Below are 22951 nucleotides of genomic sequence, written 5' to 3'. Positions count from 1 at the left end.
AATGCACAACCTAAGATTTACAATATTTGCCGGAAGATTTTTCGCCGGCCTTTTCATTCTGTTGCTTTTACTGACCGGCGTGGAAAGTAAGGCTCAAAATACGGTTTCGCCCTATTCTGTATTTGGTCCCGGAGAAATTCAAAACCGTGGTTTTAGTTCTAGCCAGGGAATGGCCGGAGCCGGTATCGCTTTAAAATCCGGAAATTATCTCAACAATCTGAACCCGGCTTCTTATACCGGCATCGACAGTTTACGCATTATTTCTGAATTTGGCGTAGCGGCTAAAACCTACACGCTGAGTTCTCAAAAAGAATTGAAAAATGGCTTTACCGGAAACCTGAGTCATATCGGGCTGGGCTTCAGGTATACCAGCTGGCTGGCCGGTTCGTTTGGCGTAGTACCGTTTTCAACGATTAATTATTCGATTGTGAAAACAAATTATATGGAAGGCGTTGATCAGCAGTACACATCGGATTATGTGGGGAGTGGTGGTATTTCGCAGTTTTATTTTGGAAATGCGCTGCGGATTGGAAAGCATCTCTCGTTTGGGGTGAATTTTTCCTATATGTTTGGATCGCTGATACAGGAAGAAAATATTTATGCCTCGGGTTATGTGCCCAACATGCAGGTGAAACGATATGATTATATGCGGAGTCTGTATTTTGATTACGGTTTGCAATACTCGTTCAAAAAAAATAAAAAGGAATATTCGTTAGGAGTGACTTTCGCACCGGAGCAGGATTTGCGCTCGAAACACGTCGTTGTTGTCTACGATAACTCGTTCGAACAAGTGGGCGGCGACGAATACAACACCGATTATTTAACCGTTCCCAATATTCTGGGGGTAGGACTTGGCGTGGTGAATCCGGGCAAATACAAATTCGCTTTGGATTACAGCTTTCAGGAATGGTCGAAAGTTAGCTATCCGACACAGGGCAGCGATTTCGTCGATCTTCACCGTGTTGTAGCCGGACTTGAACTTCGGCCCTGGCCCTACAGTGCAGTAAATGCTGCCTATAAAAACTGGATCTATCGCTTTGGTGTGAATTATCAGCGGTCGTATCTTAATCTTGGTGGCTCAACCATTAACGATAAAAGCTTTACTGTAGGATTGGGAATTCCGCTACCCGGAAAGATTTCTGAAGTAAATATTTCGGTTACCGGAGGAATAAACGGCACCACCTCGAGAAACCTGGTTCAGGAAAAATACCTGCTTTTCAATCTTGGATTTAACCTCAACGAAATTGCATTTATGCGCAGGGTGATCGATTAACGACGAAAGAGAACAGTATAGAGTCGCAGTTCTCGGTCAGATCGCCTTCGCAGAAGGGTTAGTGTTTATTTCAAATTACTATTGTTAATGCATTTTGCACAATGTGGGCAACTGATTACAGATTGAATGGGTGAAGTCAAACTCCTTCAATCTGTAATTGGTCGTTCATCCATCTATTTCTACCTTCTTTCAATCTACATCAATCTTTTTTACAGTGATAGTTATAGTCACGGCGATCCACAAAAAAAGGAACAACCCCATTGAGTCATTCCTTTAGTAAACGAGGTACTTCATACCAGGTTTAAACACGCATTTCTTCCATTTTTTCCATGAAAAAGCTTTTAAAGCTTTCTCCGATCGGTATGTATTTATCACGGATCATTACCTGGGTTTTATTGATGGCGGTGATATGGTTCAAGCCAACAATGTACGATTTGTGCACTCTGGAGAATCGCTCGGACGGCAAATTCTGTTGCAGCTTCTTAAGCGAATTGAGTGTGATTATCGGGCGGTTGTTTTGCAAGGTGTGGATTTTAATGTAATCCTTCAACCCTTCGATGTATAAAATCTGGTCGAGTTTTACCATTATCGTTTGATAATCGGTTTTCACCAGGATCGAATCGCTCAGTTGCAGAGGGTTGTCCAGTGCATTTGAAATAGGAACCTGTCGCTTGATTTTATTGGAATAATTCTCAAACACCTTATTGGCCGTCCTGAAAAAGCGTTCAAAGCAAACTGGTTTTAACAAAAAGTCCTGGGCATTGATGTTGAACGCTTCCACCGCAATTTCCGGTTTCGATGAAAATAATACGATCATCGGTTTATTTTCGATGCTGTTTATGAAATCGATCCCCGAAACTTTGGGAAGTTCGTTGTCGATAAAAAGCACATCAATTTTTCGTGTCTGAAGGATCTCGTAGGCATCAAACACCGAAGTGCAATACGATACCAACGTAAAGTAGGGGATCATCTGAATAAACTCCTGCAGTTGATTCCCATTATGTGGCTTTTCGAGTAATAAGCAATTCATGTCAAAAGTCGTTTTCTGCTAAATGGAACCATCTTGGGGCACGAAGCCGATAAGCGGTTTAGAAATTACTACAGCCGAAAAAGCTTTTAACCTACCCGAAAATCAAAAAAATAAATGATTTTAGGCAAAATTTCCCTGATTTGTACTACGTTTATTTTCTGAAAAACATGATTTGCAGGGATTTGTAGTATTCTTCTGGAAAATCAAAAAAAAATCAAAATGTTATAGCATGGGACAAACAAAATGGTGTTGCCGGATTTTCCCGGTTGTGGTGATTCTTCTCTCTGGGGCTATCGCAGCTGGTATTTGGTATTTCGAAGAAAGGAAATATAGTTTTGCTTTTCTGTCCGACAAAAATGAAATCTTTAACTACCTCGGAACTGTGCTGTTCATCGCTATCCTTCCCATTGGCATTTTTTACTGGCTGAACGACAAGGAAAAGTATCGGTTGCGCGCCCGGCCGCTGGCAATGCTGGGCTTCATCCCCGCTTTGGCTTTTATGATTTTTCGGTTGTTAGCTTAGGATATTTGCTGTCCATCTCGCATGAGATTCAGATTAGCAATCAACCTTGGTTAAGTATCTCTTTTGAGTTTACTTTTTACATTTTGATTTCTTACAATTCTTCGAAATTCGACAATATCGAGATCAGTAGAATTTTTGGGGATTACGTTTGCCACCAGTTTATTCTGATATATTAAAAACCAGTCTTTTAGTTCTTGCACTTTATACGTTTTTTCCCAAGTCATTTGACTTTTAAAGGATTCTCCTGAAATGTTTATCTCTTTGTCAGTTATTTCATAAACGATTTGTTCTTGAAGTCTCCCATGAGTATAAAAATTCTTTTTTGCTGAGAAATAAACGGATATTGGTATAAAAATCAGTATTAAGGCTGAAAACACCATTGGGAAAACAGGCAGTTCATCCGAAATTATAATTCCAAGGAGATAAAGCAGAGAAAAGACAAGAAATATGAATCCTAATACAGTACTAAAAATGAATGCACGTCTTCTGTATGTAAGTATATACATCAGTTTTAAATATTGTCGGAATTCAATTTTTGTTTCGAATCTCATCTTGATTATATAATGTTCAGAAGAATTGGATCAAATCTATTCAAATTCCAAATATAGTTTACCGTTCATTCTGAATTTTTTATGTCTTTAACAACATATGCAATAAGTCAACTTTTAGCTCTTTCAGATTAACCATTTCGTAGACTGAGTTCGCCTTGTTTTCTTGTTTTCCTCATTGCATAGTTAATAAGTCGGACGTGGAAATTGATTTCCGGACAAAAAAAATTCTATCTTTCCCCAACAAAACTTAGCTATGTCAAAGTTCCCGTTTTATCAACAGTTTGATGCCATGGATTGCGGGCCAACCTGTTTACGCATGGTGGCCAAATATTACGGGAAACATTTTTCTACCGAATCACTTCGCGAAAAATCGTACATCTCCCGGGAAGGGGTTTCACTTTTGGGAATCAGCGATGCCGCTGAAGCTATTGGCATGCGCTCGATGGGCGTTAAAATCACTTTCGAGCAGTTGAAAAAAGAAGCCCCGCTACCATGCATTGTTCATTGGGGACAAGGGCATTTTGTGGTAGTGTATAAAATGGCGAAAGGAAAAGTGTACGTGGCGAACCCCGCGTTTGGGCGGTTGGAATATTCCGAAAAGGAGTTCTGCGAAAAATGGATTTCGACGATTGCCGGTGGCGAGGAGAAAGGTGTTTGTTTGCTGTTGCAACCAACGCCTGAGTTTTACCAGGAACCTGAAGAAAAAGTCAGCCGAACAGGTTTTCGCTTTGTACTGAATTACCTGAAACCTTACCGCAAACTGGTGATTCAACTCATTCTGGGATTTTTCCTGGGAAGTTTGATACAATTGGTGCTGCCGTTTCTTACGCAAAGTGTGGTCGATATTGGTATCAATAACCAGGATATTGGTTTTATCTACCTTGTTTTGCTGGCACAACTGGTGCTGTTTATCAGCCGGATGTCGGTAGAGTTTATTCGTTCGTGGATTTTGCTGCATATCAGTACCCGAATCAACATTTCCATTATATCCGATTTTTTGATAAAGCTGATGAAGTTGCCGCTTGGTTTTTTCGATTCGAAAATGATCGGCGATTTATTGCAGCGCATCGAAGACCACGACCGCATTGAGCGCTTTTTAACCGCGCAGTCGATTGGCGTGTTGTTCTCGGTTTTTAGCCTCGTGGTTTTTGCCATTGTACTGGCCATTTACAGCTGGAAAATCTTTTTCATTTTTCTGATCGGTTCCGTTCTCTATTTTGTCTGGATCTACATTTTTATGAAACGCCGGCGCGAGTTGGATTACAAACGTTTCAATAAACTTTCGGAAAACCAGAGCAAGCTGATCCAGATCATCAACGGGATGCAGGAGATCAAACTGAATAACTACGAAAAAGAAAAACGCTGGGAGTGGGAGCGGGTACAGGCCGGTCTGTTTAAAGTGAACGTAAAAAGTCTGGCGCTTCAGCAATACCAGGACGCGGGTTCTGTATTTATCAACGAAACAAAAAATATACTGATTATTATTATTTCTGCAACTGCAGTGGTGAATGGCCAGTTAACCCTCGGTATGATGCTGGCTATACAATATATAATAGGACAACTAAACACTCCGTTGCGTCAGTTGATTCAATTTATGCACAATGCACAGGATGCAAAGATCAGTTTGGAGCGTTTGGCCGAAATCCACGATAAAAAGGATGAAAGCGAAGCGGGAGCCAGTTATGTTAAAATGTTGCCTGAAAATAAGGGCATCAATATTTCTGATCTTGTGTTCCAGTACGAAGGACCGCGTTCACCGAAAGTGTTGAACAATATTAATCTGGATATTCCCGAGAAAAAGACAACAGCGATTGTAGGTACCAGTGGCAGTGGAAAAACTACGCTGATTAAATTATTGTTGGGCTTTTACCCGCCGGTGGAAGGCGATATTAAAATCGGCGGAACCCGGTTGGCGAATTTCTCTCCCAAGATGTGGCGTGACAGTTGTGGCGTGGTAATGCAGGACGGTTTTATTTTTTCTGACAGCATCGCTAAAAATATCGTGGTAAACGACGAAACGGTGGATCACGAACGATTGTTGGATGCCGTGAAAATGGCCAATATTCAGGATTATATCGAATCGCTGCCATTGAGCTACAATACCAAAATCGGACAGGAAGGAGTGGGGCTGAGCCAGGGACAAAAGCAACGGATACTGATTGCCCGCGCTATTTACAAATCGCCGGAATACCTGTTTTTTGATGAGGCCACCAATGCGTTGGATGCCAACAACGAAAAACTGATCATGGAAAACATGGAAAAAGTTTCGGCAGGAAAAACGGTTGTTGTGGTGGCGCATCGTTTAAGTACGGTAAAAAATGCGGATCAGATTATCGTTCTCGAAAAAGGCGAAATCGTGGAACGCGGAACGCACGAGGAATTGATTCGGAAAAAAGGAAAATATTTTGAGTTGGTAAGAAATCAATTGGAATTAGGGAATTGATAAATTGAAAGAACTGCAAAACTGTTCTATTGATAAACTGATAAATTGTTAAATTGAAAATCATGGCAAAAGAATTCTTGACTTTGGACAAAATTAGCGCTTATCGGTTGGCATTTGATTTTTCTAATGAAGTTTGGAAAGAAGTATTGAAGTGGGATTATTTTGCGAAAGAGACCGTAGGGAAACAGTTTGTTAAAGCGGCAGATTCCATTTCTGCAAATATTGCAGAAGGTTTTGGTCGTTATTCAAAAAAGGATAAAGTAAGATTTTACAGAATAAGTATGGGCTCCCTTGAAGAAACAGAAGACTGGATCAGAAAATCTTCGGTTCGCGAATTGATCACGAACGAAGTAAGTTTAATTTATGCAAATACTCTTCAGCAGTTGCGAAAAGAGCTTTATAATTTGATAAATTTCACCAACGAAAAATTGAAATATTAATATAGAGAAACAGTTCTCAATTTAACAATAGAGCAATTTGACAATTTTACCATTTGACAATTTAACGTGACTGATGACAAGCAAAATATAGAAATCCGTTCCGGCGAAGTGCAGGAAATACTCGGAGGAGTTCCATCGCGTTTGGTGAGGTATGGGATTCTTGTGTTTATTGCGATTTTTTCGCTGATCATCATTTTCAGTTTCGTATTTCATTATCCTGATATATTGCGGTCGAAAATTGTGGTTACCACCGAAAATCCACCGGCAACTTTGGTGGCCCGGGCAACCGGAAAAATCGACCAGCTATTTGTGAGCGATAAGGAAAAGGTGGAAGCCGGGGATATTATTGCGTTAATTGAAAATCCTGCCAATTATATCGATGTTCTTCAGTTGCAGCAATTGATCAACGCTCTTCAGCCAGCATTTGATACTTTAAATTTAACGCCGGCCATTCATTTAAGTAAAACGCTTCAGTTGGGCCCGATTCAGGAAATTTATTCTCAATTCCTCACGCGGTTTCAGGAGTTAAAAGAGTTCACCGAGCGCAATTATTATATTCTTAAGGAAGAGTCGTATCGCGAGCAGGCCAAAAATGCGCGTATTTTGTACGATCGGATGTGGGAAAGGAAACTGGCCGTAGATAAAGAATATCAACTTAAATTACGCAACTACGAGCGGCAAAAGAAATTAATTGCCGGAGAGGTAATCGCCACAACCGATTTTGAAAAAGCCGAGTCGGAGATGTTGTCGAAAAAATCGGAATTGGATCAGATTCGGTCGGATCTTGCCCAGCAGCAGATCGATATTGGCGAACTTGACCAAAAGATTATCGAAAACGAAAAGCAATTCAGAGATTATAAAATTCAGTACGAGTCTGCGTTATTAGAGGCCTTCAATAATATGAAGAGTGAGGTTAGCAATTGGTTTCTGACCTACCTAATTCGCACGCCCATTGGAGGTACGGTTTCGTTTAATAAGTTTTATGCCGAAAATCAGAACATCAGCGAAGGCGATCGGGCGTTTACTATTGTACCTGACGATCTTGGCAAAGTGATTGGCAAACTGGAGTTGCCGGTGCGTGGCTCGGGTAAAGTAAAAGACGGACTGGATGTAAACGTCAAATTCGACAATTATCCTTACATGGAATTTGGCTTGGTACGCGGAAAAGTAAAAAGCGTTTCGCTGGTACCTGAAGATAATTTTTATATGGTTGAGGTTGAGTTTCCAAAAGGCTTGGTTACCAATTATAATCGCGATCTGCAAATGCAAAATCAGTTGATCGGCGAAGCTGAAGTCATTACCGAAGACCTGCGTTTAATTCAGCGATTCTTTAATCCGTTGAAAGCACTTTGGAACGAGAGGGTGAAGTAGTTTAGAGTTCAAAGTTCAGAGTGCAAAGGAGTTTTGTTGTTTCTTTATTTGAATAAGTGCATCTTCATTCAACAATTAATCATTTATCTGATTGGCAAACCATCCGAACGTATCCTGAAAACGATTGAGGAGCTTTCATATAATAATGTACTTCAGGCGGTTTCGGTAATTAATATTTTTACTGTAAAAAGTCATAGGTATAAACTGTTGATTATCTATATTTTTAGCCCTCTTAAATTAGTCTTGAATATTTATCCTGATTTGTATGAAATCGATATTAATTGTTTTCGTGACCCTGATCGTTTTGTCAGGCTGTAGTGTAAATAAAAAAGAACAAATGGCTGATCCGAAAATCGCTGTTGCCGAAAGTGCCATCGCCGGTGCTCTGGAGAAAATTGCTGGAAAGTTTCCGGAAGCCGACCGGAAGAACATGGAGAAAGGCATTCGTCATGCGGCTTCGCTGTGGCGTGCCAGCGACGGCACTGCCGATGAGTTTGTTTCTTTCTGTACCGACAACTATGTTGGAGACGCCAACGAGAAGCAGGCCGTTTTCATCAAAATGTCCGGTTATTTCGAATCGCTTTACGGGCATTTCAATAAAATCACCTTAGACCTTCGCGAGAATGTTGATTTACAGACCGGCGAATTGTTTCCGGTCGATCATATGTTTGCTGCATACAGCCCGAGTGCTCATTTGAATAACGATTTTTACGCGAATAAAATAGCCTTCCTTGTTGCGCTGAACTTCCCGTTTTATTCTACCGAAGAAAAAAATGAATTGGGCAAACAATGGTCTGATCTGGAGTGGGGCTACGCGCGAATGGGCGATATTTTCAGTTCGAGGGCTCCCTCCGAACTCGTGCAAAACAGCTCGAAGGTTTCCGCCGAATCGGAAGCTTATATTGCCGGGTATAACATTTACATGGGGCACTTGCTGGGGAAAAACGGAGAAACGCTTTTCCCGGAAGAAATGGTTCTGTTGAGCCACTGGAACCTGCGCGACGAAATAAAAGCCAACTATGCCAATACGATAAACGGATTGGAAAAGCAGGCGTTGATTTACCAGGTTATGCAACGTATCGTCGATCAGTCGATACCGGAACAAGTGATCAACTCAGGCGAATTCAACTGGGATCCGTCAGAAAATAAAATTTACAAAAACGGTGAAGCAACAGAAGCAACACCCGAGCAAGACGAACGTTACCAGCAAATCATTAACAATTTCAGGGCCGTGAAAGCCTTCGATCCCTATAATCCGATGTTGAGTACGGCCATTAAGCGCTCTTTTTCGGGAGGGATGCAAGTTCCGCAGGAAGAAGTGGAGACACTTTTCCGCGAATTTCTGGGTGCTCCGCAATTGAAAGCGGTTGGCGAAATTATTAAAAAACGGCTTGGACGCGACCTGCAGCCCTGGGACATCTGGTACGACGGTTTTAAATCGCGCAGTTCGATACCCGAAGAAAAACTGAACGCTATTACACGGTCAAAATATCCCAACGCACAGGCATTGGAAAACGATTTTGGGAACATGCTGCAAAAGTTGGGTTTCGAAAAAGACAAAGCCGAATTTATCGCTACAAAAATTACAGCCGATCCGGCCCGTGGTTCAGGCCATGCATGGGGAGCTTCCATGAAGGCCGAAAAAGCCCATCTGCGTACGCGCATTCCCGAAAGTGGAATGGATTACAAAGGGTACAATATTGCCGTTCACGAATTCGGACACAATGTAGAACAAACGATTTCGATGCACGAAGTTCCCTTTTACATGATGAATGGCGTACCCAACACTGCATTTACTGAAGCATTGGCTTTTGTTTTTCAGCAAAGAGATTTACAGTTGCTGAATATCGAAGATAAGAATCCAGACCAAGAGTACCTGAAAACGCTTGACATTTTCTGGTCGGTATACGAAATTATGGGGGTTTCGCTGGTTGATATGCAAATGTGGAAATGGATGTACGAGCACCCGAAATGTACCGCAGCAGAGCTGAAAAATGCTACACTCGAAATCAGTAAAACAGTATGGAACGAATATTTTGCCCCGGTGTTTGGTATGAAGGACCAGACGATTCTGGCTATTTACTCACACATGATCAATTCGCCGATGTACCTGCCGAACTATGCATTTGGCCATTTGATTCACTTCCAGCTGGAGGAACATTTTAAGTCGCACCCGTTTGCAGCCGAAGTGGAACGGATTTTTGCACTGGGGCAGCTGACCCCGGCAGAATGGATGAGAAAGGCGGTCGGTACGCCTCTTTCCAACGAGCCTATTCTTACTGCGGCCACCGAAGCAATTGAGCACATGCAGTAAGTAATTTCTGTCTTAAATAAATTCAACGCCCTCCAGGAATAACAAAAGTCTTATCTGGAGGGCGTTGTAGTATGACGAGCAATGTAAAATTTGTTGATGATAAAATAGCCGGGTAAAATCTTAGACCGATTTCTTTCAAAATGATGCCCGTATTTGTCGCTGTTTTTTTTCAAATAATAGCTTCAGGCCTGGTGTTAACTGTATTAAGCCCTTCTAATTTATATTGCCGGACGGAGAGCAAACTTTCAGTGATGTTTATTTATGCCCTTGTATCCCTTGAAATCGGGCATCGGCGCTGGTTGATCAAAAAACATCATTCAGCGCAGCTGGGGAATGGCAGGACTTCCCGCTTCAAACTACTCTTTCTCAATCGCTTTCAATCTTAAATATTTCAAAAAAAAGCCTAAAAATTATTGTGGATAAATTAAAATGCGTACTTTTGCGAGCCGTTTTTGGGGAAAACTATGCATTTCCCCCTAGAAGCAATTGATAATAAAGGATTTTTGCATACTTTTGCAGTCCGTTTTGCGATTTGATTATTAACTATATAAAAAACAGGTATTTATGCCAACTATTCAACAGTTAGTTAGAAAAGGAAGACAAAGCAAGGTTGATAAGAGCAAGTCTCCGGCCTTGGATTCATGCCCACAACGTCGTGGCGTATGTGTTCGTGTTTATACCACTACTCCGAAAAAACCTAACTCGGCAATGCGTAAAGTAGCCAGGGTAAGGTTGACTAACGGTAAAGAGGTGAATGCTTATATTCCTGGAGAAGGACACAACCTTCAGGAGCACTCAATTGTGCTTGTACGTGGAGGTAGGGTAAAAGACCTTCCGGGGGTACGTTACCACTTGATTCGTGGTGCACTCGATACCGCAGGTGTTGAAGGACGTTTGCAACGTCGTTCAAAATATGGTGCAAAAAGACCGAAAGATAAAAAGTAGAAAAAGTAATTAACACTGTTATTTATTAGTGGTTTGGTTGAGTAAGGGAATCTCTCTAATGTCTTCCGGAGACGAACTGAAGACCGCCTACGGGCAACCAATTTAGATAACACTAAAAGAAGTTTTAAAATGAGAAAGTCAAAACCAAAGAAGAGACATTTATTGCCGGATCCGAAGTTTAACGATGTTTTGGTAACCCGGTTTGTCAACGACCTAATGGTGGATGGTAAGAAATCGACTGCTTATGCTATTTTCTATGATACCATGGATATGGTAGAAAAACGCATGAAAGATTCTGAAGTTGCACCACTTGATGTATGGAAAAAAGCATTGGAGAATATTACTCCGGCTGTTGAAGTAAAAAGCCGCCGTGTTGGTGGTGCTACTTTCCAGGTTCCGATGGAAATTCGTCCTGAAAGAAAAACTTCAATCAGTATCAAGAATATGATATTATTTGCCCGGAAACGTTCAGGCAAATCAATGGCCGATAAATTGTCGGCAGAAATTGTTGCTGCATTTAACGAAGAGGGTGGAGCTTACAAGAAGAAAGAAGATACCCACAGAATGGCCGACGCAAACCGTGCATTCGCGCATTTCAGATTCTAGTTTAGAGGTATAGTAATATAGTTTTGGAAAATTTGATTAGAAAATTGGTTTAAAATGGCTAAACAAGATCTGAAATATACAAGGAATATTGGTATCATGGCGCATATCGACGCCGGTAAAACAACCGTTTCGGAACGAATACTCTTCTTTACAGGGTTGACTCACCGTCTTGGTGAAGTACACGATGGCGCTGCAACCATGGACTGGATGGAACAGGAACAGGAGAGAGGTATTACGATCACCTCGGCTGCTACAACTACGTTCTGGAATCATAAAGACAATCAATATAAAATTAACATTATTGATACTCCCGGGCACGTTGACTTCACAGTTGAAGTTGAACGTTCGCTGAGGATTCTTGATGGTGCTGTGGCTCTTTTCTGTGCCGTTGGTGGTGTAGAGGCACAGTCGGAAACGGTATGGCGTCAGGCTGAAAAATATGGTGTTCCAAGAATTGCATTCGTAAACAAAATGGACCGTCAGGGAGCTGATTTCTTCAATGTTTACAATGAAATTAAAGAAAAACTGGGTGCAAATCCGGTTCCGGTACAGATTCCAATTGGCGCTGAAGAGAAATTTGAAGGCGTTATTGACCTGGTTGAAATGAAAGCCGTTCGTTGGTATGATGACGCAGAAATGGGAACAAAATACGTTTTGGATGACATTCCTGCAGATTTGGTTGAATTAGCCGAAGAATGGAAAGAAAAACTGGTGGAATCAGTAGCTGAAGTTGACGACCATATTATGGAGCGTTATTTCGAAGATCCGGATTCTATCACAAAAGAAGAAATGTTGGCAGTAATTCGTCGTGCAACTCTTGAGGGTGTAATCATCCCGATGTTGTGCGGTTCTGCTTTCAAAAATAAAGGTGTTCAGCGTTTGTTGGATGCTGTTTGTGAGTTTTTACCAAGCCCGCTTGATAAAGGCGAAATTAAAGGGATTAACCCTGATACAGATAAAGAAGCGGTTCGTTCTGCTGATGCAGATCAACCACTTGCTGCACTGGCATTCAAAATTGCTACCGACCCGTTTGTAGGTCGTTTGGCATACATTCGCGTTTACTCGGGTACTTTGCACGCTGGCGACAGTGTGTACAATTCACGTACCGGTAAAAAAGAGCGTATCTCTCGTTTGTACCAGATGCACTCTAACAAGCAGAATCCGAAAGACGAGATCGAAGCAGGTGATATTTGCGCTGCAGTAGGTTTTAAAGATATTCGTACAGGTGATACATTGGGCGATATTAAAAACCCGATTGTACTTGAAAGTATGGATTTCCCGGAACCGGTAATTGGTATCGCAGTAGAACCTAAATCTCAGAAAGATATCGACAAACTGTCAAACGGTTTGGCTAAACTGGCTGAAGAAGACCCAACTTTCGTAGTAAATACTGACCCTGATTCAGGACAAACAGTAATCCGCGGTATGGGTGAACTTCACCTGGAAATTTTGGTTGACCGTTTGAGACGTGAATTCAAAGTAGAATGTAACCAGGGAGCACCGCAGGTTGCTTACAAAGAAGCGATCACCAATTCTGTTGAGTTGCGTGAGGTATTCAAAAAGCAAACTGGTGGTCGTGGTAAATTTGCCGATATCATTGTTCGTGTTGAGCCTGCTGCTGAAGGACATATTGGTCTTCAGTTTGTTGACGAAGTAAAAGGAGGTCGTATCCCACGCGAATTTATTCCTTCGGTTGAAAAAGGATTTAAAGACGCTCTTTCAAATGGTCCGTTGGCCGGTTTCCCGGTTGACAGCCTGAAAGTGACACTTCTTGATGGTTCGTTCCACGCGGTTGACTCGGATCAGTTGTCGTTCGAAATTTGTGCCCGTCAGGCATTCAAGAGCGCAACTTCGAAAGCTAAACCGGTACTGTTGGAACCAATCATGAAACTGGAGATTGTTACTCCTGAAGAATACATGGGTGACATTATCGGCGACCTGAACCGTCGTCGTGGAGAAGTGGCTGGTATGGAAACAAAAGGTAACGCCAAAGTTATCAATGCAAAAGTACCGCTCTCAGAACAGTTTGGTTATGTAACCGTATTACGTACCCTTTCTTCAGGACGTGCTACTTCTTCAATGGAATTCAGCCATTACCAGGAAGTTCCTCGTAACCTTGCAGAAAAGGTATTGGCAGAATGTAACGGAAAAGTTGATTTATTGTAATAATTATAACAATTTTCTCTTATGAGTCAGAAGATCAGGATTAAGCTGAAATCGTACGATCACAACTTGGTAGACAAGTCGGCTGAGAAAATCGTAAAAACTGTAAAAACAACCGGAGCTGTTGTAAGTGGTCCTATTCCGCTTCCTACTCACCGCAGAGTTTTCACGGTTTTACGTTCAACCTTCGTAAATAAAAAATCGAGGGAACAATTCCAGTTGTCTTCATACAAACGTTTGATCGACATCTACAGCTCAACCGCAAAAACAATTGACGCATTGATGAAGCTGGAGCTTCCTAGTGGCGTCGAAGTAGAAATTAAAGTTTGATAATCTAAAGTAGTCGAAAAATGGCTGGTATTATTGGAAAAAAAATCGGAATGACATCCGTATTCAGTGTTGAGGGGAAAAATATCCCATGCACTGTGATTGAGGCCGGACCTTGTGTTGTTACACAAGTAAAGACCCAAGAGACCGACGGCTATGAAGCGCTTCAGTTGGCGTATGGCGATAAAAAAGAAAAGCACGCCACCAAAGCGGAGTTTGGGCACTTTAAAAAAGCCGGAACTTCACCTAAGCGCAAAGTAGTAGAGTTTCATAACACCTATCAGGAAGAATTCGAACTCGGACAGGAAATCGACGTTACTATCTTTCACGAGAAAGATTACGTTGATATCGTCGGAGTATCAAAAGGAAAAGGATTCCAGGGCGTAGTTAAAAGACACAATTTCCGTGGGGTAAACGATGCCACACACGGTCAGCACAACAGGCTGAGAGCACCCGGTTCTATCGGAGCTTCTTCATGGCCTTCACGTGTTTTTAAAGGAATGCGCATGGCTGGTAGAGACGGTGGTAAAACCGTAACTATCGAGAACCTGGAAGTGGTAAAAATTATTCCTGAGAAGAATTTGTTAGTGGTAAAAGGTTCAGTACCTGGAGCCAAAGGTTCATACATAATTATTAGAAAGCAATGGAACTAAGTGTACTGAATAAAGAAGGAAAAGAGACCGGAAGAAAAGTCACTTTGAATGACCAGATTTTCGGTATTGAACCCAGCGACCACGCCATTTATTTGGATGTAAAACAATACATGGCTAATCAGCGCCAGGGAACAAGCAAGAGCAAGGAACGTGGTGAAGTTGCAGGAAGTACCCGTAAAATCAAACGTCAGAAAGGAACCGGTACAGCACGTGCAGGTAGCATTAAGTCGCCTGTATTCCGTGGTGGTGGTACAGTTTTTGGCCCGCGTCCGCGTAATTACGGCTTCAAGCTGAATAAAAAAGTGAAGCAATTAGCTCGTAAATCGGCTTTAACTTATAAAGCAAGCGAAAAAAGTATTTTGGTTTTGGAAGACTTCAATTTCGAAGCTCCGAGAACAAAAGAAATGGTAGCCTTGAAAAACAATCTGCAAATCGCTGAAAAAAAGGCACTTTTCGTTTTACCAGCTGAAAATAATAACATATATTTGTCCTCCAGAAATTTACAGGACGTATCTGTTGTAACGGCTTCTGAATTAAACACTTATCAGATTCTTAACGCAAAAACAATTATTCTTTGCGAGGGATCTGTTGCGAAAATTGAAGAAGCATTTAAACTTTAACGGAAAAAAAAGATGGATATTTTAGTAAAACCATTAGTTACAGAAAAAATGACCGACCAGTCGGAGCGTTTTAACCGTTACGGTTTTGTGGTAGATCGCAAAGCAAGTAAACCGCAGATTAAAAAGGCTGTTGAAAGCCTTTATAATGTGACAGTTGAAAACGTGAATACCATGGTTTACGGCGGAAAAGTAAAATCGAGATATACCAAAGGCGGTATCATCACCGGAAAGACAACTGCTTTCAAGAAAGCAATTGTTACTTTGGTAGAAGGAGATAGTATTGACTTTTATAGTAATATCTAATATAAAATGGCAGTAAGAAAATTAAAACCAGTAACTCCGGGTCAAAGGCACAAAATTATTGGTGCTTTTGATACCATTACTGCATCTACGCCTGAGAAATCATTGTTGGAGCCCATTAAAAAGTCCGGTGGTCGTAACAACCAGGGACGAATGACAATGAGATATATAGGCGGGGGACATAAACGCAAATACCGTATTATCGACTTTAAACGCGATAAAGACGGTGTTGCAGCTGTTGTTGATTCCATTCAGTACGATCCAAACCGTACTGCACGCATCGCTCTTCTTCAGTACGAAGACGGAGAGAAGCGTTACATCGTTGCGCCTAACGGGTTGCAAGTTGGCCAAACGGTGAAAAGTGGAACAGGTGTAGAACCAGAAATTGGCAATACACTTCCCCTGGCTGAAATACCTCTGGGTACTTTGGTACACAACATTGAGCTTTACCCTGGCCAGGGTGGCATCATGGCGCGTAGTGCAGGCACTTACGCACAATTGACCTCACGTGACGGTAAATACGCAATTTTGAAATTGCCGTCAGGCGAAACTCGTATGGTACTTACAACCTGCAGGGCTACAGTAGGTACAGTTGGAAATACTGAACACAACATTGAGAAATCGGGTAAAGCCGGTCGCTCACGTTGGTTGGGAAGAAGACCACGCGTTCGTGGTGTTGTGATGAACCCTGTTGATCACCCAATGGGTGGTGGTGAAGGCCGCGCTTCAGGAGGACATCCAAGATCGCGTACTGGTATGCTTGCTAAAGGGTACAAAACCCGTTATAAGAAGAAAGCTTCCAACAAGTATATTGTAGAACGTAGGAAAAAATAGTAAAGAGGAATAATTATGAGTCGTTCATTAAAAAAAGGTCCTTTTATCGATTTCAAGCTTGAAAGAAAAGTGTTGGCTATGAATGATACCAACAAAAAATCGGTAGTGAAAACATGGGCCAGGGCATCAGTAATTTCTCCTGACTTTGTAGGACATACTATTGCAGTACATAACGGAAACAAGTTCATCCCGGTTTACGTCACCGAAAACATGGTGGGACACCGTTTGGGCGAATTTGCTCCTACCCGCACTTTCAGGGGGCATGCTGGTAACAAGAAAAGATAAGGCATTTAAAATTTAAAAAGTAAGTACAATGGGTGCCAGAAAAAGACTAGCAGCTGAAAAAAGAAAAGAAGAAAAAAAGCAACAATATTTTGCTGTTTTGAAAAACTGCCCTACATCTCCTAGGAAAATGAGGCTTGTCGCTGATATGATCCGTGGTATGGAGGTGAACAAAGCGTTAGATGTTTTGAAATTCTCTTCAAAAGAAGCTTCAGGCAGGGTAGAGAAACTTCTTCTTTCAGCCATCGCCAATTGGCAGGCTAAAAACGAAGGAGTTCGTTTAGAGGAAAGTGAACTTTACGTATCTCGAATCATGGTTGATTCAGGTCGTATTCTGAAAAGACTACGTCCGGCTCCCCAGGGCCGTGCTCACCGCATCAGAAAACGCTCTAACCACGTAACGATTTACGTAGATAGTAAAGAAAGTGTTGTTGAAGAAAATCTTAATTAATACTCATGGGACAAAAAGTAAATCCGATAGCAAATCGTTTGGGCTTCATTAAAGGATGGGACTCAAATTGGTTCGGTGGTGACAATTATGGCGACAAGCTGGTTGAAGACCAGAAGATCAGGAAATACCTGAACGCTCGTTTAGCCAAAGCCAGCATCTCAAGGATCGTTATCGAACGTACCTTGAAGCTGATTACCATCACCGTTCATACTTCACGCCCAGGTATTATTATTGGTAAAGGCGGTCAGGAAGTTGATAAACTGAAAGAAGAGCTGAAAAAAATTACCAGTAAAGAAGTACAGATCAACATTTTCGAGATCAAACGCCCGGAACTCGATGCAAAAATCGTAGCAAGTAACATTGCTCGTCAAATCGAAGGTAAAATTGCTTACCGCAGGGCAGTAAAAATGGCCATCGCATCCACCATGAGAATGGGAGCCGAAGGAATCAAAGTTTTGGTTTCAGGTAGGTTGAACGGAGCTGAGATGGCTCGCTCAGAGATGTATAAAGACGGCCGTACACCGCTTCATACATTGCGTGCCGATATCGACTACGCATTGGTTGAAGCCCTGACTAAAACCGGTTTAATCGGTGTAAAAGTCTGGATTTGTAAAGGCATGGTTTATGGGAATCGCGACCTTTCTCCAAATGTGGGACAGAAATCTGGACGTCCTAACACTGCTGGAAATAAAGGCGGCGGCGGTAACCGTAGAGGTAGAAGAAAATAGAGGTATAGCACTCACAATCTGAAAAAGAATGTTACAGCCGAAAAAAGTAAAATTTAGAAGAGTACAGAAGGGCCGAATGAAAGGTAACGCACAACGCGGTACTGAGTTAGCATTTGGTTCATTTGGAATAAAGTCGTTGGAAGAGACTTGGATTACCGGTCGCCAAATTGAAGCGGCGAGGGTTGCGGTTACTCGTCATATGCAACGTCGTGGTCAAATATGGATCAGAATTTTCCCCGATAAACCTATTACCAAAAAACCAGCGGAAGTACGTATGGGTAAAGGTAAAGGTGCTCCTGAGGCATTTGTTGCTCCGGTTTCTCCGGGTCGCATAATCATTGAAGCAGAAGGCGTGCCATTCGAAATGGCAAAAGAAGCTTTAAGATTGGCAGCTCAGAAACTTCCGGTAAAGACAAAGTTTGTGGTTAGACGTGATTATGTTGAAGAATAAAATTTGGTGAATCATGAAAATTACTGAAATCAAAGAATTGACGACCAAAGAGATCGTCGAAAGGTTACAGACCGAAAAGGAAACCTTGGTTCGCCTGAGACTTACCCACGCAGTTTCTCCGCTTGAAAACACTACTAAAATTAGAGAAAACAAGCAGACAATTGCCCGGTTAAAAACTGTTCTTCGCGAAAGAGAGTTAAACGAAAATCAGAATTAATCAACGATGGAAGAAAATAAATCAAGAAATCTCAGGAAAGAGAGAATCGGGATCGTTGTCAGTGATAAGATGGACAAATCGATTGTGGTTGCTGAAAAACGTAAAGTGAAGCACCCGATCTATGGTAAGTTCGTTAATAAAACGACCAAATTCCATGTCCATGATGAGAAAAATGATTGCCATGTAGGTGATGTGGTAAGGATTATGGAAACACGTCCTTTAAGCAAAACCAAATGCTGGCGAGTAGTTGAAGTAATTGAAAGAGCGAAGTAATCATGATACAACAAGAATCAAGATGTTCGGTAGCCGATAACAGTGGCGCAAAAGAAGTTCTTTGTATCCGTGTATTAGGCGGTACAAGGAAACGCTATGCTTCTGTAGGCGACACGGTAGTGGTTACTGTGAAAAGTGCATTGCCAAACGGCGGTATCAAAAAAGGTACTGTGTCGAAAGCAATTGTTGTACGTACTAAAAAGGAAATTCGTCGCCAGGATGGATCTTACATCCGTTTCGACGATAACGCAGTAGTACTGTTAAACAACGCCGGCGAGATGCGTGGAACACGTATTTTCGGGCCAATTGCACGTGAATTGCGCGAGAAGAATATGAAAATTGTTTCACTCGCACCTGAAGTACTGTAATTAGAAAAAAGCTCAAAATGCAGAAAAAGTTACACATAAAAAAAGGTGACACTGTGGTGGTGAACACCGGCAACGATAAAGGCCGTAAAGGTCGCGTGCTGGAAGTAAACCGTAAAACCGACAGAGCAATTGTAGAAGGTGTAAATATGATCAAGAAACATACCAAACCGAACGCGAAAGCGCCGCAGGGTGGTATTATTGAGCAGGAAGCACCAGTGCATATTTCCAACCTTATGTTGGTCGATCCTAAATCGGGACAACCAACGCGTGTGGGAAGGAAATTGAATGACGATGGTAAATTAGTTCGTATTTCGAAAAAATCAGGAGAGGAGATTAAGTAATGGCTTACGTACCAACTCTTAAAAAGAAATATCAGGAAGAAGTTGTACCTGCTTTAAAGAAAGAGTTCGATTACTCTTCTGTAATGCAGGTTCCGAAATTGGAAAAAATAGTTCTTAACCAGGGTGTTGGAGCAGCAATCGCCGATAAAAAGCTGATTGATGTAGCTCAAACCGAAATGACAAAAATTGCCGGTCAGAAAGCCGTACTAACCTTGTCAAAAAAGGACATCTCCAATTTCAAATTGAGAAAGAAAATGCCTATTGGTGTTCGCGTAACCTTGCGTCGTAACCAAATGTATGAATTCCTTGATCGTTTGATCGCTGTGGCCCTGCCACGTATCCGCGACTTCAAAGGAATTGAAAGCAAAATGGACGGTCAGGGTAACTACACTTTAGGTGTTCCGGAACAGATTATTTTCCCTGAGATCGTGCTTGACAAAGTAAGCAAGATCAACGGAATGAATATTACCTTTGTCACTTCTGCAAATACCGACGAAGAAGGTTTTGCTTTGTTGAAAGAATTAGGTTTACCATTTAAAAACGTAAAAAAGAACTAAGCAATGGCTAAGGAATCAATGAAAGCACGCGAAGTGAAACGTGCAAAATTAGTTGAGAAATATGCCGAAAAACGTGCCAGGCTGAAAGAGGAAGGCGACTATGTTGGTTTGCAGAAACTGCCTAAAAATTCGTCAAAAATTCGTTTGCACAACCGTTGCAAACTTACAGGACGTCCAAAAGGATACATGCGCCAATTCGGTATCAGCAGGATTGATTTTAGGGAAATGGCCTCTAACGGCTTAATCCCCGGAGTTAAAAAGGCAAGTTGGTAATCGTTAAAAAACTTAAGAAATGAGTAAAGTAACAGATCCAATAGCAGATTATCTGACAAGGGTAAGAAATGCAATCATGGCTAAACACCGTGTGGTAGATATTCCAGCTTCAAACATCAAAAAGGAAATGACAAAATTGTTGAAAGACAAAGGTTATATCCTGAACTACAAATTTGAAGACGAAGTAGGTTACCAGGGAAACATTAAGATTGCATTAAAATACAATCCTGAAACAAAAGTATCTGCAATTAAAGCGTTAGAACGCGTTAGTAAACCAGGTTTGCGTCAATATTGTGACAGCACAAATATTCCACGCGTACTAAATGGTTTAGGCATAGCAATTATCTCTACTTCAAAAGGTGTTATCACCGATAAAGAAGCCCGTGAGCTGAATGTAGGTGGAGAAGTTTTATGTTACGTATATTAATAAGGAGGAACGGTCATGTCAAGAATAGGTAAATTACCCATTACAATTCCTTCCGGAGTAGAAGTTAAAGTTAGCAGCGATAACGTTGTAAGCGTTAAAGGACCTCTGGGAGAATTGGTACAAAATGTTGACCCAGCGATTGAAGTTGCCGTCGAAGACGGACACGTCAATGTGAAAAGAGTCAGCGATGCAAAACGTGAAAAGTCGATGCATGGACTATACCGCGCCCTGGTGAATAATATGGTGGAAGGTGTTTCAAAAGGATACGAATTAAAACTCGAACTAGTTGGGGTTGGATATCGTGCCGAAATGATGTCTGATAACGTACTCGACCTCGTGTTGGGATACGCTCACCATACTTACATCCAGATTCCTTCTGAAGTGAAAGTCGAAGCTGTATCGGATAAACGTAGTAACCCAATCGTGATTCTGAAAAGTCACGACAAACAATTGATTGGACAGGTTGCTGCAAAAATCAGATCCTTCCGTAAGCCTGAACCATACAAAGGAAAAGGTATTAAGTTTGTAGGCGAAGTATTAAGGCGTAAAGCTGGTAAAGCAGCCGGGAAAAAATAATATCTAAAAAGATTAATTATTATGGCATTAACAAAAGTTCAAAGGCGAGCAAGAATAAAAAGCCGCGTACGTACAGTTGTTTCCGGCACAGCAGAACGTCCTAGATTGAGTGTTTTCAGAAGCAACAAGCAGATTTACGCTCAACTGATCGACGATGTACAAGGAACAACTTTATGTGCTGCATCTTCATCTGACAAAGCAATTATTGCTGCAGCAGGAACGAAGACTGAAAAAGCTGCATTGGTTGGTAAAGCAGTAGCTGAAAAAGCATTGGCAGCTGGTATCACAGAAGTTGTGTTCGATAGAAATGGTTATTTATACCACGGAAGAGTTAAACAATTAGCTGACGCTGCCCGCGAAGGCGGCCTTAAATTCTAAGATATCATGGCGAAAGTAGTAAACAAAGTAAAAACAAGCGACCTGGAATTAAAAGACAGGTTAGTAGCCATTAATCGTGTAACCAAAGTAACAAAAGGTGGACGTACATTCAGTTTCTCTGCCATTGTTGTAGTGGGCGACGAAAAAGGTATCGTAGGATGGGGCCTTGGTAAAGCAAGCGAAGTAACAACTGCTATTGCTAAAGGTGTAGATGCAGCTAAAAAGAACCTCGTGAAAATTCCGGTAATCAACGGAACAATTCCTCACGAACAAACAGCCAAGTTTGGTGGCGCTAACGTATTACTGAAACCTGCTTCATCGGGTACCGGAGTAAAAGCCGGTGGTGCGATGCGCGCAGTACTTGAAAGCGTTGGTATCCACGATATCCTGGCTAAGTCAAAAGGCTCTTCTAACCCTCACAACCTGGTAAAAGCAACTATGGCTGCTTTGGAGGAAATGAGGGATGCATATACAGTAGCCCAACACAGAGGTGTTTCATTAGAAAAAGTTTTTAAAGGATAACACGTTATGGCTAAGGTAAAAATTACACAAGTAAAAAGCAGTATCGGTTCAACAAAACGCCAAAAGGCGACACTCGCTGCATTGGGATTGAAAAAACTCAACGTACCGGTTGAACACGAAGCTACACCTCAAATTGTTGGCATGGTTAACAAATTGAGACATTTAATAAGTGTTGAAGAAGTTAAGTAATATTTCAAACGTTGGAACAGGCCGTTAGGCCTTGTTCCAATTGTTGAAAGAAACAATTTAATCATAATACATTATGAATTTAAATAACTTACAGCCTGCTGAAGGTGCGACTAAACAGTCGAAACGCATTGGTAGAGGACAAGGATCAGGACGTGGCGGAACATCCACACGTGGTCATAAAGGTGCCAAATCGCGTTCAGGTTATTCAAGGAAGATCGGTTTCGAAGGTGGACAAATGCCTTTGCAGCGCGTTGTTCCTAAATCGGGTTTTAAAAACATCAACCGTGTTGAATACAAAGCAATCAACCTTGATGTTGTAGAAAACCTGTCAGTAAAAAATAACCTAACTGTTATCGACAAACAAGCCTTAATTGAAGCAGGTATCGCGTCGAAAAACGACAAGATCAAAATTCTTGGCGGCGGAACTTTAACTAAAAAACTAACCGTTAAAGCCGAAGCATTTTCAAAAAGCGCGAAAGAGGCAATAGAAAAACTAGAAGGAACCATTGAAATACTTTAAACCGT

General features: G+C 41.6%; 32 protein-coding genes. 30 read left to right on the top strand and 2 right to left on the bottom strand.

Going from position 1 to position 22951, the window contains the following annotated elements; all coding sequences use genetic code 11:
• The first annotated feature begins 1 nt into the window (after position 1).
• The gene (locus MR764_RS10855) at positions 2–1273 is read left to right on the top strand and encodes a hypothetical protein (protein WP_247979434.1); all 1272 of its coding nucleotides are present in this window, start codon (positions 2–4) and stop codon (positions 1271–1273) included.
• Positions 1274–1574: 301 nt separating this feature from the next.
• On the opposite strand, the gene MR764_RS10850 is transcribed toward MR764_RS10855, so the two are convergent.
• Positions 1575–2303: a LytTR family DNA-binding domain-containing protein gene (locus MR764_RS10850; RefSeq protein ID WP_247979433.1), complete on the bottom strand. Its 729-nt coding sequence runs from the start codon at positions 2301–2303 to the stop codon at positions 1575–1577.
• Positions 2304–2532: 229 nt separating this feature from the next.
• Here MR764_RS10850 and MR764_RS10845 point away from each other — a divergent pair, with 229 nt between their 5' ends.
• Positions 2533–2826, top strand: coding sequence for a hypothetical protein (locus MR764_RS10845; RefSeq protein WP_247979432.1), 294 nt, complete (start codon positions 2533–2535; stop codon positions 2824–2826).
• 50 nt (positions 2827–2876) lie between these two features.
• Here the strand turns inward: MR764_RS10845 and MR764_RS10840 are convergent, their stop codons facing one another.
• Complete coding sequence (locus MR764_RS10840; protein WP_247979431.1) at positions 2877–3332, bottom strand: YcxB family protein; 456 nt, start codon at positions 3330–3332, stop codon at positions 2877–2879.
• A 298-nt stretch (positions 3333–3630) separates the two neighbouring features.
• Between MR764_RS10840 and MR764_RS10835 the strand changes: the two genes are divergently transcribed.
• The 28 genes from MR764_RS10835 (at position 3631) to rplO (ending at position 22946) form a co-directional block, all read left to right on the top strand.
• A complete protein-coding gene (locus tag MR764_RS10835; protein ID WP_247979430.1) occupies positions 3631–5820 on the top strand; it encodes a peptidase domain-containing ABC transporter in 2190 nt (729 codons plus the stop codon).
• 62 nt (positions 5821–5882) lie between these two features.
• Complete coding sequence (locus tag MR764_RS10830) at positions 5883–6260, top strand: four helix bundle protein (RefSeq protein WP_247979429.1); 378 nt, start codon at positions 5883–5885, stop codon at positions 6258–6260.
• Between the two features lie 66 nt (positions 6261–6326).
• Complete coding sequence (locus tag MR764_RS20375; RefSeq protein ID WP_247979428.1) at positions 6327–7631, top strand: HlyD family efflux transporter periplasmic adaptor subunit; 1305 nt, start codon at positions 6327–6329, stop codon at positions 7629–7631.
• A gap of 265 nt (positions 7632–7896) precedes the next feature.
• Complete coding sequence (locus MR764_RS10820) at positions 7897–9945, top strand: hypothetical protein (RefSeq protein ID WP_247979427.1); 2049 nt, start codon at positions 7897–7899, stop codon at positions 9943–9945.
• A gap of 564 nt (positions 9946–10509) precedes the next feature.
• Entirely contained in the window at positions 10510–10890 is a 381-nt protein-coding gene (gene rpsL / locus MR764_RS10815; RefSeq protein ID WP_247979426.1) for a 30S ribosomal protein S12, read from the top strand.
• A 129-nt stretch (positions 10891–11019) separates the two neighbouring features.
• Positions 11020–11496 (top strand): 30S ribosomal protein S7, encoded by a 477-nt coding sequence (rpsG, locus tag MR764_RS10810; protein ID WP_247979425.1) that lies wholly within the window; start codon positions 11020–11022, stop codon positions 11494–11496.
• A gap of 54 nt (positions 11497–11550) precedes the next feature.
• The gene (gene fusA, locus MR764_RS10805) at positions 11551–13662 is read left to right on the top strand and encodes an elongation factor G (protein WP_247979424.1); all 2112 of its coding nucleotides are present in this window, start codon (positions 11551–11553) and stop codon (positions 13660–13662) included.
• A gap of 21 nt (positions 13663–13683) precedes the next feature.
• Complete coding sequence (gene rpsJ / locus MR764_RS10800; RefSeq protein WP_038558987.1) at positions 13684–13989, top strand: 30S ribosomal protein S10; 306 nt, start codon at positions 13684–13686, stop codon at positions 13987–13989.
• A gap of 20 nt (positions 13990–14009) precedes the next feature.
• Positions 14010–14639: a 50S ribosomal protein L3 gene (rplC, locus tag MR764_RS10795; protein ID WP_247979423.1), complete on the top strand. Its 630-nt coding sequence runs from the start codon at positions 14010–14012 to the stop codon at positions 14637–14639.
• The gene (gene rplD / locus MR764_RS10790; RefSeq protein ID WP_247979422.1) at positions 14630–15259 is read left to right on the top strand and encodes a 50S ribosomal protein L4; all 630 of its coding nucleotides are present in this window, start codon (positions 14630–14632) and stop codon (positions 15257–15259) included. The genes rplC and rplD overlap by 10 nt, the downstream gene beginning before the upstream one ends.
• 12 nt (positions 15260–15271) lie before the next feature.
• Positions 15272–15562, top strand: a complete 291-nt coding sequence (gene rplW / locus MR764_RS10785; RefSeq protein WP_247979421.1) for a 50S ribosomal protein L23 — start codon at positions 15272–15274, stop codon at positions 15560–15562.
• A 6-nt stretch (positions 15563–15568) separates the two neighbouring features.
• Positions 15569–16393: a 50S ribosomal protein L2 gene (gene rplB / locus MR764_RS10780; RefSeq protein WP_247979420.1), complete on the top strand. Its 825-nt coding sequence runs from the start codon at positions 15569–15571 to the stop codon at positions 16391–16393.
• Between the two features lie 15 nt (positions 16394–16408).
• Positions 16409–16678: a 30S ribosomal protein S19 gene (gene rpsS, locus MR764_RS10775; protein ID WP_167613200.1), complete on the top strand. Its 270-nt coding sequence runs from the start codon at positions 16409–16411 to the stop codon at positions 16676–16678.
• Positions 16679–16706: 28 nt separating this feature from the next.
• Entirely contained in the window at positions 16707–17126 is a 420-nt protein-coding gene (gene rplV / locus MR764_RS10770; RefSeq protein WP_119439695.1) for a 50S ribosomal protein L22, read from the top strand.
• Positions 17127–17131: 5 nt separating this feature from the next.
• Positions 17132–17854: a 30S ribosomal protein S3 gene (rpsC, locus tag MR764_RS10765; protein ID WP_247979419.1), complete on the top strand. Its 723-nt coding sequence runs from the start codon at positions 17132–17134 to the stop codon at positions 17852–17854.
• Between the two features lie 28 nt (positions 17855–17882).
• A complete protein-coding gene (gene rplP, locus MR764_RS10760) occupies positions 17883–18305 on the top strand; it encodes a 50S ribosomal protein L16 (protein WP_247979418.1) in 423 nt (140 codons plus the stop codon).
• Between the two features lie 13 nt (positions 18306–18318).
• A complete protein-coding gene (rpmC, locus tag MR764_RS10755) occupies positions 18319–18522 on the top strand; it encodes a 50S ribosomal protein L29 (RefSeq protein WP_247979417.1) in 204 nt (67 codons plus the stop codon).
• A 6-nt stretch (positions 18523–18528) separates the two neighbouring features.
• Entirely contained in the window at positions 18529–18795 is a 267-nt protein-coding gene (gene rpsQ / locus MR764_RS10750; RefSeq protein WP_119439699.1) for a 30S ribosomal protein S17, read from the top strand.
• A 2-nt stretch (positions 18796–18797) separates the two neighbouring features.
• The gene (gene rplN, locus MR764_RS10745; protein WP_119439700.1) at positions 18798–19163 is read left to right on the top strand and encodes a 50S ribosomal protein L14; all 366 of its coding nucleotides are present in this window, start codon (positions 18798–18800) and stop codon (positions 19161–19163) included.
• 17 nt (positions 19164–19180) lie between these two features.
• A complete protein-coding gene (gene rplX / locus MR764_RS10740; protein WP_247979416.1) occupies positions 19181–19504 on the top strand; it encodes a 50S ribosomal protein L24 in 324 nt (107 codons plus the stop codon).
• Positions 19504–20061, top strand: a complete 558-nt coding sequence (rplE, locus tag MR764_RS10735) for a 50S ribosomal protein L5 (RefSeq protein ID WP_247979415.1) — start codon at positions 19504–19506, stop codon at positions 20059–20061. The genes rplX and rplE overlap by 1 nt, the downstream gene beginning before the upstream one ends.
• 3 nt (positions 20062–20064) lie before the next feature.
• The gene (gene rpsN, locus MR764_RS10730; protein ID WP_119439703.1) at positions 20065–20334 is read left to right on the top strand and encodes a 30S ribosomal protein S14; all 270 of its coding nucleotides are present in this window, start codon (positions 20065–20067) and stop codon (positions 20332–20334) included.
• Positions 20335–20353: 19 nt separating this feature from the next.
• Positions 20354–20761, top strand: a complete 408-nt coding sequence (rpsH, locus tag MR764_RS10725; protein WP_247979414.1) for a 30S ribosomal protein S8 — start codon at positions 20354–20356, stop codon at positions 20759–20761.
• A 15-nt stretch (positions 20762–20776) separates the two neighbouring features.
• Positions 20777–21337 carry a 50S ribosomal protein L6 gene (gene rplF / locus MR764_RS10720; protein ID WP_247979413.1) on the top strand — a complete coding sequence of 187 codons (561 nt, stop codon included), beginning with the start codon at positions 20777–20779 and terminating at the stop codon, positions 21335–21337.
• 21 nt (positions 21338–21358) lie between these two features.
• Entirely contained in the window at positions 21359–21715 is a 357-nt protein-coding gene (rplR, locus tag MR764_RS10715) for a 50S ribosomal protein L18 (RefSeq protein WP_247979412.1), read from the top strand.
• A 6-nt stretch (positions 21716–21721) separates the two neighbouring features.
• Complete coding sequence (rpsE, locus tag MR764_RS10710; protein WP_247979411.1) at positions 21722–22237, top strand: 30S ribosomal protein S5; 516 nt, start codon at positions 21722–21724, stop codon at positions 22235–22237.
• Between the two features lie 6 nt (positions 22238–22243).
• Entirely contained in the window at positions 22244–22426 is a 183-nt protein-coding gene (rpmD, locus tag MR764_RS10705; RefSeq protein ID WP_247979410.1) for a 50S ribosomal protein L30, read from the top strand.
• A gap of 73 nt (positions 22427–22499) precedes the next feature.
• Complete coding sequence (gene rplO / locus MR764_RS10700) at positions 22500–22946, top strand: 50S ribosomal protein L15 (protein ID WP_247979409.1); 447 nt, start codon at positions 22500–22502, stop codon at positions 22944–22946.
• Positions 22947–22951 lie beyond the last annotated feature (5 nt).

The organism is Maribellus sp. YY47 (assembly GCF_023111095.1).
Lineage (GTDB): Bacteria > Bacteroidota > Bacteroidia > Bacteroidales > Prolixibacteraceae > Draconibacterium.
This window is presented reverse-complemented; position numbering and strand designations above follow the sequence as displayed.

Excerpts from the sequence above, each read along its gene's own strand:
- rplE (WP_247979415.1), top strand. The coding sequence starts at position 19,504 with ATGGCTTACGTACCAACTCTTAAAAAGAAATATCAGGAAGAAGTTGTA.
- rpsE (WP_247979411.1), top strand. The coding sequence starts at position 21,722 with ATGGCGAAAGTAGTAAACAAAGTAAAAACAAGCGACCTGGAATTAAAA.
- rplO (WP_247979409.1), top strand. The coding sequence starts at position 22,500 with ATGAATTTAAATAACTTACAGCCTGCTGAAGGTGCGACTAAACAGTCG.
- rpmD (WP_247979410.1), top strand. The coding sequence starts at position 22,244 with ATGGCTAAGGTAAAAATTACACAAGTAAAAAGCAGTATCGGTTCAACA.
- MR764_RS10850 (WP_247979433.1), bottom strand. The coding sequence starts at position 2,303 with ATGAATTGCTTATTACTCGAAAAGCCACATAATGGGAATCAACTGCAG.
- rplW (WP_247979421.1), top strand. The coding sequence starts at position 15,272 with ATGGATATTTTAGTAAAACCATTAGTTACAGAAAAAATGACCGACCAG.
- rplV (WP_119439695.1), top strand. The coding sequence starts at position 16,707 with ATGGGTGCCAGAAAAAGACTAGCAGCTGAAAAAAGAAAAGAAGAAAAA.
- rplR (WP_247979412.1), top strand. The coding sequence starts at position 21,359 with ATGGCATTAACAAAAGTTCAAAGGCGAGCAAGAATAAAAAGCCGCGTA.
- rpsS (WP_167613200.1), top strand. The coding sequence starts at position 16,409 with ATGAGTCGTTCATTAAAAAAAGGTCCTTTTATCGATTTCAAGCTTGAA.
- MR764_RS10855 (WP_247979434.1), top strand. The coding sequence starts at position 2 with ATGCACAACCTAAGATTTACAATATTTGCCGGAAGATTTTTCGCCGGC.
- fusA (WP_247979424.1), top strand. The coding sequence starts at position 11,551 with ATGGCTAAACAAGATCTGAAATATACAAGGAATATTGGTATCATGGCG.
- rplC (WP_247979423.1), top strand. The coding sequence starts at position 14,010 with ATGGCTGGTATTATTGGAAAAAAAATCGGAATGACATCCGTATTCAGT.
- rpsJ (WP_038558987.1), top strand. The coding sequence starts at position 13,684 with ATGAGTCAGAAGATCAGGATTAAGCTGAAATCGTACGATCACAACTTG.
- rplP (WP_247979418.1), top strand. The coding sequence starts at position 17,883 with ATGTTACAGCCGAAAAAAGTAAAATTTAGAAGAGTACAGAAGGGCCGA.
- rplX (WP_247979416.1), top strand. The coding sequence starts at position 19,181 with ATGCAGAAAAAGTTACACATAAAAAAAGGTGACACTGTGGTGGTGAAC.
- rpsC (WP_247979419.1), top strand. The coding sequence starts at position 17,132 with ATGGGACAAAAAGTAAATCCGATAGCAAATCGTTTGGGCTTCATTAAA.
- rplD (WP_247979422.1), top strand. The coding sequence starts at position 14,630 with ATGGAACTAAGTGTACTGAATAAAGAAGGAAAAGAGACCGGAAGAAAA.
- rpsG (WP_247979425.1), top strand. The coding sequence starts at position 11,020 with ATGAGAAAGTCAAAACCAAAGAAGAGACATTTATTGCCGGATCCGAAG.
- rplB (WP_247979420.1), top strand. The coding sequence starts at position 15,569 with ATGGCAGTAAGAAAATTAAAACCAGTAACTCCGGGTCAAAGGCACAAA.
- rplN (WP_119439700.1), top strand. The coding sequence starts at position 18,798 with ATGATACAACAAGAATCAAGATGTTCGGTAGCCGATAACAGTGGCGCA.
- rpsQ (WP_119439699.1), top strand. The coding sequence starts at position 18,529 with ATGGAAGAAAATAAATCAAGAAATCTCAGGAAAGAGAGAATCGGGATC.
- rpsN (WP_119439703.1), top strand. The coding sequence starts at position 20,065 with ATGGCTAAGGAATCAATGAAAGCACGCGAAGTGAAACGTGCAAAATTA.
- MR764_RS10840 (WP_247979431.1), bottom strand. The coding sequence starts at position 3,332 with ATGTATATACTTACATACAGAAGACGTGCATTCATTTTTAGTACTGTA.
- MR764_RS10820 (WP_247979427.1), top strand. The coding sequence starts at position 7,897 with ATGAAATCGATATTAATTGTTTTCGTGACCCTGATCGTTTTGTCAGGC.
- MR764_RS10830 (WP_247979429.1), top strand. The coding sequence starts at position 5,883 with ATGGCAAAAGAATTCTTGACTTTGGACAAAATTAGCGCTTATCGGTTG.
- MR764_RS10835 (WP_247979430.1), top strand. The coding sequence starts at position 3,631 with ATGTCAAAGTTCCCGTTTTATCAACAGTTTGATGCCATGGATTGCGGG.
- rpsH (WP_247979414.1), top strand. The coding sequence starts at position 20,354 with ATGAGTAAAGTAACAGATCCAATAGCAGATTATCTGACAAGGGTAAGA.
- rpsL (WP_247979426.1), top strand. The coding sequence starts at position 10,510 with ATGCCAACTATTCAACAGTTAGTTAGAAAAGGAAGACAAAGCAAGGTT.
- MR764_RS10845 (WP_247979432.1), top strand. The coding sequence starts at position 2,533 with ATGGGACAAACAAAATGGTGTTGCCGGATTTTCCCGGTTGTGGTGATT.
- rpmC (WP_247979417.1), top strand. The coding sequence starts at position 18,319 with ATGAAAATTACTGAAATCAAAGAATTGACGACCAAAGAGATCGTCGAA.
- rplF (WP_247979413.1), top strand. The coding sequence starts at position 20,777 with ATGTCAAGAATAGGTAAATTACCCATTACAATTCCTTCCGGAGTAGAA.